The sequence below is a fragment of the Paenibacillus sp. EKM212P genome (assembly GCF_011066115.1).
In the GTDB taxonomy this organism is placed as follows: domain Bacteria; phylum Bacillota; class Bacilli; order Paenibacillales; family Paenibacillaceae; genus Paenibacillus; species Paenibacillus polymyxa_B.
In genome coordinates this window covers 140671-153119 of record NZ_JAAMNR010000001.1, presented here as the reverse complement: position 1 = coordinate 153119, position 12449 = coordinate 140671, and the positions used below count along the sequence as shown (strand labels likewise).

Genomic DNA, 12449 nt, shown 5'->3' with positions numbered 1-12449 from the left:
GGCAATACACTTCCTTTTATAATTGTATGCATTTATTTTCTTTCTTTTTCAATAATAAACGTAAAATTTCAGTAAATAACATGAATAACTCAAAAAAATCATAAAAAAAACGTTATACTCCATAATTGTCATAAAGCCGTCACGAGTGAGGCTTGGTTAAGGTTAGTTTAATTGGTTAGGCAGCAGTTTACGTCCCAACTGGATGTTATCCTGATAATCAATCGGAATATCGACGACCACAGGACCATCGGTATGAAGTGCCTGCTGCAATACACTTTCTAGTTCTTCAGGAGAGTGCACGCGTAATCCAGTGGCGCCGAAGCTTTCAGCATATTTCACTACATCAACATCTCCAAATTTTACACCAGACGTTCTTCCGTATTTAATCTGTTGTTGAAAAGCGACCATGTCATAGGAACCATCTCTCCATACGATATGCACCAACGGTGAGTTAAGACGTACGGCGGTTTCGAGCTCCATGGATGAAAAAAGAAATCCTCCGTCTCCAGAAATAGAAACGACTTTGTGACCGGGATTGACGAGTGTGGCAGCAATCCCCCAAGGCAGCGCTACGCCTAGCGTCTGCATTCCGTTGCTGAATAGAAGGCGCCGCGGTTCATACGAACGGAAATATCGTGCCATCCAAATATAGTGTGAACCGACATCACAGGTGACTGTGACGTTATCATCAATCAGGCTGCGCAGTGTACGAATAAATTGCAATGGATGAATCAGAAAATCATGCTTGTGTGCGGGAACAGCCGCTTGCTCGTTTAGATCATGGCGCAGACGATTCAATTGGTCGCAGGAGGATTTAGGTAGCTTTAAGGTAGGTAATTCTTCTGCAAGGCTACCCACAATCAGGGCTATATTTCCGATTAGCTCGTAGTCCGGTTGATAATCATGATCAATATCGGCTTGATGGTCATCCAGATGAATGAGTGTTCGGTTTGCCGGAATGTTCCAGTTTTTTGGATCGTATTCGATAGGATCATAGCCAATGGTCAGTACCAAATCTGCGGCTCCAAGAAGCATATCACCCGGTTGATTGTGGAACAGACCCACTCTTCCAAAATAGTGGTCTTCTAGTTCACGGGAGATGGCTCCAGCGGCCTGGAAGGTTTCGACAACAGGCAGATCTGTATCTCGGATGAGAGCACGGATAGCTGCGGTGGCTTCAGGCGTGCTGGCTTTCATGCCGAGAAGAAGTACGGGCAGCTTGGCTTTTTTGATTTGCTCTGCGACTTGTTTGATGAGTCCGGCGGGTGCGGTTCCGAGTTGGGGAAGAGAAACCTTCTCAATGACTGTTACTTCAGATGACGAAGTCAACACGTCCTGCGGCAGGCTGACGAATGTGGCTCCAGGCTGGGCTGAGGTCGCAATTCGAAATGCATTAGCAATTGCTTCCGGTACATTATCAGGATGTTCTACTTCTACACTGTATTTGGTGATGGGTTCGAATAGTCCGGCGTTATCCATAGATTGGTGCGTGCGTTTCAAGCGTTCGGATCTTGGGACTGCACCCGCAATGGCGACGACAGGATCACTTTCTGCATTAGCGGTGACAAGTCCTGTCGCCAAGTTAGATGCGCCTGGACCTGAGGTAACAATGCATACGCCCGGTTTACCGGTTAATCGACCGACTGCCGCTGCCATAAAGGCGGCATTTTGTTCATGACGACATACGATCAATTCGGGCCCCCGATCTTGAAGAACATCAAAAACAGAATCGATCTTGGCACCTGGAATGCCAAAAATATGGGTAACCCCTTGCTTGATCAAGCAATCGACAACAAGGTCGGCTCCTTTTGTATCGGATATAGTTTTAGTTTGAACAGCTTGCACTTTTGTACTCAATGCTACCACCTCTTCTTCTTCTCTGTGAAATAACTAATGAAATACTTTTAATGTAAATCAATGGATGTATATTGCAATTATAATACAATAACTGGTATTTTCAAGAAAGAAATTTTCAGAAAAAAAGAGAAAAATATATAAAACGTTTTCAAAGTTTGATCTATCAAGGAAAATTAAAATTGTGGAATTTTCTTGTGGTGTCGGTCATCGAGAAGGTATAGAACAGATCTGTCCCAAATGGAGGCAGATCATTTTTATCCGCTCACATGATAAAAATCACTTTCCTCTACAAAGGATAGCGGTTACAATGTAATTGTTGTTAACGTAAACATTAAATTTAAGGTGAAGCAAACCAGTATGACATGATGTACAGGTATTATATTATAGTTGTATTGTCCTGTGCAAATCATATGGATTTCCTACTGCTATGAGGAATGTAATTGTTAAAAGGCAAGTAGTATCTCGAACATTTTTGTTAACGTTAACAAATTGTTAGGAAACACGATTACAGAAGGGATGAGAAAGTAATGACCAAAACGTTTTTAGACGAAAACTTTTTGTTGAGCAATCCAACGGCTGAAACCTTATATCATCAGTATGCCAAGGATATGCCGATTATTGACTATCATTGCCATTTAAGTCCACAAGAAATTTATGAAAATAAAAAGTTCAAGAATATTACGGAAGCCTGGTTGTACGGAGATCATTACAAGTGGAGACTTATGCGGGCCAATGGGGTCGAGGAGCGTTTGATCACGGGTGATGGTGAAGATTATGACAAGTTTTTGGCTTGGGCCAAAACCGTACCTACACTAATCGGCAATCCGCTGTACCATTGGACGCATTTGGAGCTTCAACGCTTTTTTGGTGTCTATGAGCTGCTGAATGAACAGAGCGCACCTGTAATCTGGGAAAAGGTAAACCAAAAGCTGCAGGGAAAGGGCTTTGGCGCACGAGATCTGATTGTGAACTCGAAGGTAACTGTGGTGTGCACCACGGATGATCCGACGGACCATCTCGAATACCACAAACAAATCAGCAAGCTGAACGATTTCCCAGTGGCAGTGCTGCCAAGCTTCCGCCCCGACAAAGCTTTGGAAATTAATCGCGAAACTTTCCAGCCTTGGGTGACTCGGTTGGGTGAAGTCAGTGGACTGGATGTTTCTGGACTGGAAGGGTTTTTGAATGCGCTGGCAAGCCGGGTGCGCCATTTCCATGCTGCCGGAGGTCGGGTATCTGATCATGCGCTCGATACTGTTGTCTATGAAGAAACGACACTGGAGGAAGCAGCAGCCATATTCAGCAAGGGGCTGGAGGAAGGCCATGTGACTCCTTTAGAGGAGGCGAAATATAAATCGTACGTTTTGGTTTTTCTTGGCAAACAGTATGCAGAACATGGCTGGGCTATGCAATACCACATTCACGCGCTGCGTAACAACAACACGGCTATGTTCCGTCATTTGGGACCGGATACAGGTTACGATGCCGTAAATGATGGCTCGATCGCTCGTCCATTGGCGGCATTGCTGGACGCACAGGAGATGGCAGGAGGATTACCGAGAACGATTTTGTATTCGCTTAATTCGGTTGATTATCCAGTACTGGCAAGTCTCGCGGGCTGCTTCCAATCCGGTGGAACTGTAGGGAAAATCCAGTTTGGCACGGCATGGTGGTATAACGACCACATCGAAGGTATGCAGGAGCAGATGAAGTTGCTGGCTAACTACGGGGTGCTGTCCCGCTTTATTGGTATGCTGACGGATTCCCGCAGCTTCCTGTCCTACACACGCCATGAATATTTCCGCCGTATACTGTGTGACTTAATTGGAACGTGGGTTCAGGAGGGTAAGGCGCCTGCGGATTTGGAACTGCTCGGAGCAATGGTACAAAATATTTGCTACAATAACGCCGAGCAATATTTTAATTTCCCAACGGTTGTTCATAGTAAGTGAAGTTATTGCCTAGGTGAAAACTCACTAACTTCATAAAAAGAGCTCTTGCCAGGAGCTTGTTTCAAAACTCCCGGTAAGAGCAATTGAAAACAAAATAGTTATCAACTGAGGATTTTGCAAAAATCTCATAAGCGACTTCCAATGAACAAGATATAGATCGAAATGGTTTAGTTCGTCTATATATTGCACTTCGGAGCGACTGGAATCGAATTTTGCAAAATCCTGAACTAATTATGTGAAAATAATTACAAACATAGAGGGGTGTGTAGGTATGGGAGTGCCTATCGTGCAGGAGAGCGTCCAAACTGACAACAAGACAGGCGAGCATATTAGCCTGAAAGAAAAGATTTCATATGGTATGGGTGACTTTGGAAACGGATTCATGTTTGATTTGGGGCAGTTGTATTTGCTGAAATTTTTTACAGATGTAGCAGGGGTTTCTGCAGGAGCCGCCGCAGGCATTTTCTTGGTCAGCAAGCTGTTTGCCGCCGTCTGTGATCCCATTGTTGGGTCCTTTGTTGATTATCGCAAACATATCGGTACCCGTGGAAAATTTAGACCTTTTCTTATCGTTGGAAGCGTTATCCTTGCAATTCTTACGATTCTTACCTTTATTTCGCCGAATATTTCGCCCACTGGAAAACTCATTTACGCTTACGCGTCCTATATGATCTGGGGAATCGGCTACTCTATTGTAAACATTCCATACGGCTCGCTGGGTGCCGCCATTACGCAGGATACTCATCAGCGTGCCTCATTGTCATCCTTCCGTCAGGCGGGCTCGCTGGGCGCATTATTCGTCACCAGTGTCGTTGTCATGCCGCTTATTTTACTGTTTCCTAACCATCATGTTGGCTATCCGGTTGTGATGGGGATTATGTCACTCATTGGTGTGATCGCTTTCATCATATGTTACCGAGGAACGAAAGAACGTATTGTTAGCCAGTCCGGACCAAAAGAGAAGCTATCTATAGGCGTTATCGTGCATACCTTTACGAATAACAAGCCTTTACTGGTACTCGTTTTGATGACGATTTTCACCATATCCGCATACAATATTAAGTCCGCATTGCTGATCTATTTTGCCGAATATAATTTGGGGCATGTAGAATTAATGGCTTATATGAATTTTATTATTATCGGTTCTTCGCTGCTGGGTGTGTTATTCCTGCCCAAGCTGGTACGGCGCTTCGGTAAACGTAAAACAGCCATACTGGGGATGCTGGTTAGTGTCATTGCCGACTCCATTAACTTTTTTATGCCTTCAAATGTATACATTTTCACGATCTTGGCTAGTATTTCGTTCATCGGTATTAGTATTCCTAATGGGGTTACCTGGGCCTTCGTGTCCGATATCATTGACTATGGCGAATGGTCATCCGGGGAGCGTAAGGAAGGGATTACTTACTCACTATTTAACTTTTCACGTAAATTGGCTCAATCCTTGTCCGGCTTTCTATCGGGTATTGGACTAGCGCTCATCGGGTATGTTCCGAATGTGGTTCAATCCTCTGGAACGCTGCTTGGAATCAAAGCCTTGCTTTGTCTTTACCCGGCTGTTGCCCTGGCTTTGGCCATGCTGGTCATCGGTAAAATGTATAAGCTGACGGACAGCAGACATGCAGAAATGGTTCAAGAGTTACAGCGTCGACATGCGGATAACCGCGTATAATTTGTGAAAGTCTTCTTTTCCGGGCGGCTCCTGTGGTATGGTGGGTATATAATTTTTTTAGAGCCTCACTAAGGAAAGGATACGTATATGGCAGCTACCATTAAAGACATTGCCAAATTGGCTAATGTTTCCCATACAACCGTCTCCCGGGCGCTCAATAATAGCCCGCTGATTAAAGAAGATACGAAACGCAAAATTATGGAGTTGGCAGAGCAACTCAATTACATTCCAAATTTTAATGCCAAAAGCCTGGTTCTCCAGCGCTCGCATACGATTGGCCTGTTTTTCACCAGTATTTCAGAAGGCACCAGCTCCAGTTTTTTTGCGGATACCATCCGTGGAGTTAATCATGTCATCGGGGTGGATTACAATCTGTTTGTGCGAGGGATTGACGATTACGCCGATTTTTCGGCCATTCACCGCAAGCGTTTCGATGGTATCATTCTGATGAGCCAGAGCGAGGCGGACAACCCTTTTATTTATCATGTGCTCGGTCAAGGTATTCCGCTTGTTGTACTGAATCGGCAGGTGTCCGGGGCGGGGATTGTAAATGTGATTTCTAATGATAAGGAAGGGTCCTATGAAGCAGTCTCCTTTCTCGTTGAAAGTGGGCATGAACGCATTGCGATCATCGAAGGGGTAGAAGGCTTCAAGTCTACCCAGCAACGCCGCGAGGGTTTTATGAATGCGTTGATTGATAGTGGTAACCCGATTCGACATGAATATATCGTGCAAGGTCATTATGATACTGAAAGCGGAAGCCAAGCAATGAAGCAACTGCTTTCCTTGCAGGAGCCACCGACAGCGGTATTTTGCTCTAATGATGATATGGCTATTGGGGCAATGAATGCGGTATTCGAAAACGGCTTGAAGGTACCGGACGATATCTCTGTCATTGGCTTTGACGATATCGGTTTCTCGATGTATACGACCCCGCCGTTAACGACGGTCAAAAGACCGATTGAGCAGATAAGTGAGCGCGGAGCCGCTTGCATTCTGGAACGAATCCAGTCACCGTCCAATGAGGGCGAGCTTATATTTATGGAGACCGCGCTCATGAAGCGGAAATCAACGACAGACAGACCACGCTGAGTTTTGTTTGATTAACAGACAGGACAAATGGGCAGAAACCATGCTAGATATATGGTTTCTGCCCATTTTAGGTTGAAATGCGTTCTGCTTCGTCTGTATTTAACGAAAGAGATTGGTTTTAGCCAGTTCTACAATCTCGTCACCGCGTCCGTTCAGCATCGCTTTCATCATCCATAGTGTAAAGCCTTGTGCTTGTTTAAGATTAATTTTGGGTGGCATAGATAGCTCCTGACGGTTCACCACCACATCTACCACAACAGGACCGTCATGAGCCAAAGCTTGCTGAATGGCATCCTCCAGCATGGTCGGATCTTCAACCCGGATGCCCTTGAGTCCCATGGCTTGCGCTACAGCACCAAAATCAGGATTCACCAGTTCAGTGCCGTTTTCCAGGAATCCGGCCGCTTTCATTTCCAGCTCGACAAAACCGAGAGCGCCATTATTGAAAACAATGACTTTAATAGGCAGCTGATGCTGCTTCAGGGTGAGCAGGTCGCCCATCAGCATCGTGAGTCCGCCATCGCCTGAGAGGGCAATCACTTGTCGGTCAGGCTCAGTGGCCTGCGCTCCGATCGCCTGCGGCAGGGCATTTGCCATCGTGCCGTGGTTGAACGAGCCGAGAAGCCGACGCTGTCCGTTCATCTGCAAATAACGCGCCGCCCATACAGTGGGAGTACCGACATCACAGGTGAAAATAGCATTTTCCTGCGCGGCGTCACTGATGACCTTGGCGAGATATTGCGGATGGATCGGCGTATGACCTGGTTTACCGACGGCAAGGTCATCCAACTCCTGGCGTACCTTGGTATAGTGGGAGACGGTTTTCTCTAGATGCTTGGAATCATGCTCTGACGTTAAATGCGGTAGCAGCATTTCCAATGTGGCTTTTACATCTCCGCATAAACCATACGTCAACGGAGTACGTCTGCCGAGATGGGCTGGCTCTATATCTACCTGTAGGACAATCGCATCTTCAGGGTAAAACTGTCTGTAAGGGAAGTCTGTTCCGAGCATAAGCAGGACGTCACAATCCATCATCGCATGGTACCCGGAAGAATACCCGATCAGTCCCGTCAATCCAGCATAATAAGGGTTGTCATACTCCAGATATTCCTTGCCTCGCAGAGCGGATACCATGGGGGACTTTAGCTTGTCACATAGCTGCATGAGCAAGTCGTGAGATTGTGCACAGCCGGCGCCGCATAGTAACGTAATTCGTTTGCCTTTATTCAAATATTCGGCCAGTCGGGAAATTTCGGAAGCTGACGGGTGTACTACAGGTGCAGTGGGATGGTAGACATGTTCAGGGACGGGTACCTTTTCCGCCTCCAAAGCTGCTACATCACCGGGAAGAACAATGACGGATACACCTGAACGTGAAATTGCCTGTTGAATGGCCATCGTCACCGTTCTGGGAATTTGACGCGGTGTCGTAATAACCTCACAAAAGTGACTGCATTCTCCGAAAAGATGCTCAGGATGTGTAGCTTGAAAATATTCACTTCCGATTTCGTCGCTTGGAATATGAGCGGCAATAGCCAGTACAGGCACCCGATTGCGGTGGCAATCATATAAACCATTAATCAGATGTAAATTTCCGGGACCACTGCTTCCAGCACATACAGCAATGCTGCCACTAAGGTCAGCATCCGCTCCGGCTGCAAAGGCAGCCACTTCTTCGTGCCTTACATGAATCCATTCGATTTGACCATTGCTGCGAATGGAATCAACCATATTATTTAGAGAATCTCCAACAATGCCATAAATCCGCTTGACCCCTGCATTGACCAAAACTTGTACAATAGTATCTGCGATTGTCTTCATAGATGTTCCTCCTGCCTAGTAGGTAGTGTTATCCTGCCCGTGCTTTCTTGCGTCTATTCTCCTGAAATGTATATAAGAACAAGGTCTCGGGATAGGGTGATAGTTAGCCTTAACCGTCTTGGATCAGATGCGAAACAACAGAAAAAGGGCGATATCCTTGCAGATTTTTATATAAACGCATATGTTAACGTGTTCATATTATTGTCATTATTATTTTTTTAAACTAAAAATGTTGATAAAACTATTTTGTTAACGTGTGCATTGTGATAAAATAATGATGAAATCATTATGGTAATTGTGGGAGGTTACTCCGGATGAAACAAGTAGATGAATTAGACCAATTAAACAGAAAAAGCTTTATCGTTACTGAACCACATCCCGAGAGGGTGCTGCAATTCGGGGAAGGGAACTTCCTGCGTGCTTTTGTAGACTGGCAATTTGACAAAATGAATAAGCTGGCAGAATGGAATACGGGAGTTGTGATTGTACAACCGCAGCCAGGAGGCCTCGTGGAGAAGCTTAACGAGCAGGAGGGCCTGTATACGGTTATTCTCGAAGGGATTAAGGATGGGAAGGCCATGAAGGAGCATACCGTTGTGGAGTGCGTCACTCGTGGGATTAATCCGTACGGTTCGGACTTTTTGGAGTATGAAGCATTATCCCAAAAGCCGGAGCTGCGTTTTGTCGTGTCGAACACGACGGAAGCGGGAATTGCTTATGCCCCAGAGGATCAGCTAGAAGATCGTCCGCAAAAGAGCTTTCCAGGCAAATTGGCCGCCTTTCTGTACAAGCGCTTTCAATTCTTCGGGGGCGATCAGAGCAAGGGACTGGTGATCATTCCGTGCGAGCTCATCGACCGTAATGGAGACGCTCTCAAGGAAATCGTACTGAAATATGCGGACCAATGGAAGCTTGGGGCTGAGTTTATTGCATGGTTGGAGGAATCGAATACGTTCTGCAACAGTTTGGTCGATCGGATTGTACCTGGTTATCCAAAAGACCGGATTCATGAAATTCAAGCAGAATTGGGTTACAAGGACAATTTGGTTGTTGTGGGCGAACAGTATCATTTATGGGTTATTGAAGGGCCACAGTGGCTTAAAGAAGAATTACCTGCTCATTTGGCCGGATTGAATGTACTAATTGTCGACGATATGGCGCCATACCGTACACGGAAAGTACGCATTTTGAATGGAGCACATACGGCGCTTACACCTGTAGCTTATTTATATGGCCTGGACACGGTGGGGCAGGCGGTCGAGCATGATATTATGGGAAACTTTATCCAGTCGCTGATTCGAGAAGAAATTATTCCGACGTTGGACTCGCCAGAGGCGGAATTGAATGTATATGCCGACGATGTTATTGAACGATTCCGTAATCCATATGTAAGTCATTATGTCATGAGTATTGCGTTGAATTCGGTGTCTAAGTTCAAGACACGGAATTTGCCATCTTTGCTCCAGTATGTGGCACAACGTAAGGCGCTGCCTGTCAAAATCGTATTTTCACTGGCGTCCTTGCTCGTATTTTACCGGGGTGACAGAAATGGCGAGTCGATTGTGTTGGCAGACGAAGCTGAAGTGTTGGGTACGTTTGGTGAACTGTGGAGTCGATATGACGGTACTCTCGCCGGGGCGAAGCAATTGACTGCGCTGGTACTTGGCCGGCAGACATGGTGGGGTCAAGACTTGAACCAGATCGAAGGGCTGGCTGAACAAACGGCACAGCACGTGTATGAAATTACAAGCAGAGGAATGAAGGAGACGCTCGATTCTCTAACCGAGAACAGCGTGCCCAGAGCATAAGCAAGGAGGAGACCGGAATGCTGGAATTCATTCAAATTCATGATCAAGATAACGTGGCTGTCGCCTTGCGTGATTACAAGCAGGGAGAGACACTGGCGTGGGGAGCACAAGAAGAACAACGGGTGGAGCTTGCCGAGGATGTAGCACGTGGGCATAAAATCGCCTTGCAGGATATAGCTGAAGGTGGGCATGTTCTGAAATACGGATATCCCATCGGTCATGCCATTCAGCCCATTCAGGCAGGTCAGCATGTGCATACGCATAATACGAAGACGAACCTGACAGGCGTGGAGGAGTACACTTATAAGCCTAAGCCAGCTCCTCATTTATATGAACAGGAGAGCCGTACGTTTCAAGGTTTTCGGCGAAAGGACGGTCGTGTGGGGATTCGCAATGAGTTGTGGATTGTGCCGACGGTCGGCTGTGTGAACGGGATCGCTGAACTTATTTTAAACCGTTTCAAGCAGGAAGCGGGAGATATTTCACCTTTTGAAAATGCACTTGTGCTCAAGCATAACTATGGTTGTTCTCAGTTGGGTGACGATCATGCACATACGCGCACGATTTTGATCGATGCTGTGAAGCATGCGAACGCAGGTGGCGTACTTGTACTGGGCTTGGGCTGTGAGAACAATGAGATGAAAGAATTTAAGGAAGCCATCGGGGAATATGATTCGGAGCGGGTAAAGTTTTTGCTTTCCCAGGATGTGTCGGATGAAGTAGAGGAAGGGGTAAGGTTGCTTCATGAAATTTTTGCGGCCGTGCAAGAAGATCGGCGGGAACCTGTACCATTGTCTGAGTTGAACATCGGCTTGAAATGCGGTGGATCTGATGGTTTATCGGGTATTACTGCCAACCCACTACTCGGACGATTGTCGGATTATATGGCCGCGCAGGGTGGAACAACGGTATTGACAGAAGTACCTGAAATGTTCGGGGCGGAGACGATTTTAATGGAGCGTGCTGCCGATGAGCAAGTATTTAATAAAATCGTACATCTGATTAACGATTTCAAACAATATTTTCTGGATTACAAGCAGCCAGTATACGAAAATCCGTCACCGGGCAATAAAGCAGGGGGCATCACGACACTGGAGGATAAATCACTGGGCTGTACGCAAAAATCCGGGTCTTCCACGGTTACTGATGTCATTCAGTACGGGGAACGCCTCAAGACCAAGGGACTCAACCTGCTCAGCGCGCCGGGCAACGATCTAGTGGCATCTTCAGCTCTCGCCGCAGCGGGCTGCCAGCTCGTCATTTTCACAACCGGACGCGGTACGCCGTTTGGCTCCTTTGTTCCTACGATGAAGGTCTCAACCAACTCGCCGTTGTATAAGGCAAAACCTCATTGGATCGACTATAACGCTGGTTCATTGGTGGAGGATGTCAGTATGGAAGATGCGCTCCGCAACTTTGTCGATTACATTGTCGATGTAGCCAGCGGAACCTGGGTGAACAACGAGAAAAACAATTTCAGAGAGCTCGCTATTTTTAAAAACGGTGTTACGTTGTAAAGGCTGTAGTGTAAGGGAGGCGGAATTATTCCGCTTCCCTTTTTGAGTTTGTATGCTTCTAAATAGGCATGTTAGACTTACTGCAAAACATGCAATATCGATATTTAAATAAGGGGGAAGTACCGTGCAAAATGAAATTATTGCTTATCGGGAAGAAAATCATGATCAACTCGTTGATATTTGGCAGCGGGCTGTACGCCGGACGCACACATTTTTGTCGGAAGAGGACATTCAATTTTATCATCATATCGTAGGCAATGGTATTTTAAGAGAACTTGAAGTTTGGATGGAATGGAATACAAGTCAAGAACCAACAGGTTTTATCGGGCTGGACGGATTAAAAATAGAGATGCTGTTTGTGGACCCTGAACGGCATGGGCAGGGCATAGGCAGCCGACTCATCCAGCATGCTGAAAAAATAAAAGGGAAGCATCTCAAAGTGGACGTGAATGAGCAGAACGAGAAAGCGTATGCTTTCTACAGACATTACGGCTTTGTACAAACGGGGCGATCTGCACTGGATGGATCAGGTAGGGCATTTCCTTTGCTTCACATGGAATTGAACAAGTGAACGCTCCACTTTCATCGCTATTTTAAAAACTGGAATATATTATCATAATGCACTTGTCATATGTTTGGTTTTATGATATAACTTAATTACGTAATAAATACGCAATTAAGTTATTTTTAGTTAGGATTTAGATCTTACTTTTGTTTGGTGAATATA

At 45.8% G+C, this 12449-nt stretch carries 8 protein-coding genes; 6 read left to right on the top strand and 2 right to left on the bottom strand.

Annotation, left to right across the window (positions count from 1 at the left end):
* Positions 1–162: 162 nt before the first annotated feature.
* Positions 163–1866 carry an acetolactate synthase AlsS gene (gene alsS, locus G9G54_RS00650; RefSeq protein WP_172828313.1) on the bottom strand — a complete coding sequence of 568 codons (1704 nt, stop codon included), beginning with the start codon at positions 1864–1866 and terminating at the stop codon, positions 163–165.
* 518 nt (positions 1867–2384) lie between these two features.
* Here alsS and uxaC point away from each other — a divergent pair.
* The 3 genes from uxaC (at position 2385) to G9G54_RS00635 (ending at position 6573) form a co-directional block, all read left to right on the top strand.
* Complete coding sequence (gene uxaC / locus G9G54_RS00645) at positions 2385–3809, top strand: glucuronate isomerase (RefSeq protein ID WP_165175531.1); 1425 nt, start codon at positions 2385–2387, stop codon at positions 3807–3809.
* Between the two features lie 271 nt (positions 3810–4080).
* Positions 4081–5481, top strand: a complete 1401-nt coding sequence (locus G9G54_RS00640) for an MFS transporter (RefSeq protein ID WP_165175529.1) — start codon at positions 4081–4083, stop codon at positions 5479–5481.
* A gap of 87 nt (positions 5482–5568) precedes the next feature.
* The gene (locus G9G54_RS00635) at positions 5569–6573 is read left to right on the top strand and encodes a LacI family DNA-binding transcriptional regulator (RefSeq protein WP_165175527.1); all 1005 of its coding nucleotides are present in this window, start codon (positions 5569–5571) and stop codon (positions 6571–6573) included.
* Between the two features lie 99 nt (positions 6574–6672).
* Here the strand turns inward: G9G54_RS00635 and poxB are convergent, their stop codons facing one another.
* On the bottom strand, positions 6673–8397 hold the full coding sequence (poxB, locus tag G9G54_RS00630; protein WP_165175525.1) for a ubiquinone-dependent pyruvate dehydrogenase: 1725 nt from the start codon (positions 8395–8397) through the stop codon (positions 6673–6675).
* 314 nt (positions 8398–8711) lie between these two features.
* Between poxB and G9G54_RS00625 the strand changes: the two genes are divergently transcribed.
* The 3 genes from G9G54_RS00625 to G9G54_RS00615 all read left to right on the top strand — a co-directional run bounded on the left by G9G54_RS00625 (position 8712) and on the right by G9G54_RS00615 (position 12293).
* A complete protein-coding gene (locus G9G54_RS00625) occupies positions 8712–10205 on the top strand; it encodes a tagaturonate reductase (protein WP_165175523.1) in 1494 nt (497 codons plus the stop codon).
* A gap of 17 nt (positions 10206–10222) precedes the next feature.
* On the top strand, positions 10223–11722 hold the full coding sequence (locus G9G54_RS00620) for a UxaA family hydrolase (protein WP_013310046.1): 1500 nt from the start codon (positions 10223–10225) through the stop codon (positions 11720–11722).
* A 124-nt stretch (positions 11723–11846) separates the two neighbouring features.
* Positions 11847–12293 (top strand): acetyltransferase, encoded by a 447-nt coding sequence (locus G9G54_RS00615; protein ID WP_165175521.1) that lies wholly within the window; start codon positions 11847–11849, stop codon positions 12291–12293.
* The last annotated feature ends 156 nt before the right edge of the window (positions 12294–12449 follow it).

Excerpts from the sequence above, each read along its gene's own strand:
- uxaC (WP_165175531.1), top strand. The coding sequence starts at position 2,385 with ATGACCAAAACGTTTTTAGACGAAAACTTTTTGTTGAGCAATCCAACG.
- G9G54_RS00640 (WP_165175529.1), top strand. The coding sequence starts at position 4,081 with ATGGGAGTGCCTATCGTGCAGGAGAGCGTCCAAACTGACAACAAGACA.
- G9G54_RS00635 (WP_165175527.1), top strand. The coding sequence starts at position 5,569 with ATGGCAGCTACCATTAAAGACATTGCCAAATTGGCTAATGTTTCCCAT.
- poxB (WP_165175525.1), bottom strand. The coding sequence starts at position 8,397 with ATGAAGACAATCGCAGATACTATTGTACAAGTTTTGGTCAATGCAGGG.
- G9G54_RS00625 (WP_165175523.1), top strand. The coding sequence starts at position 8,712 with ATGAAACAAGTAGATGAATTAGACCAATTAAACAGAAAAAGCTTTATC.
- G9G54_RS00620 (WP_013310046.1), top strand. The coding sequence starts at position 10,223 with ATGCTGGAATTCATTCAAATTCATGATCAAGATAACGTGGCTGTCGCC.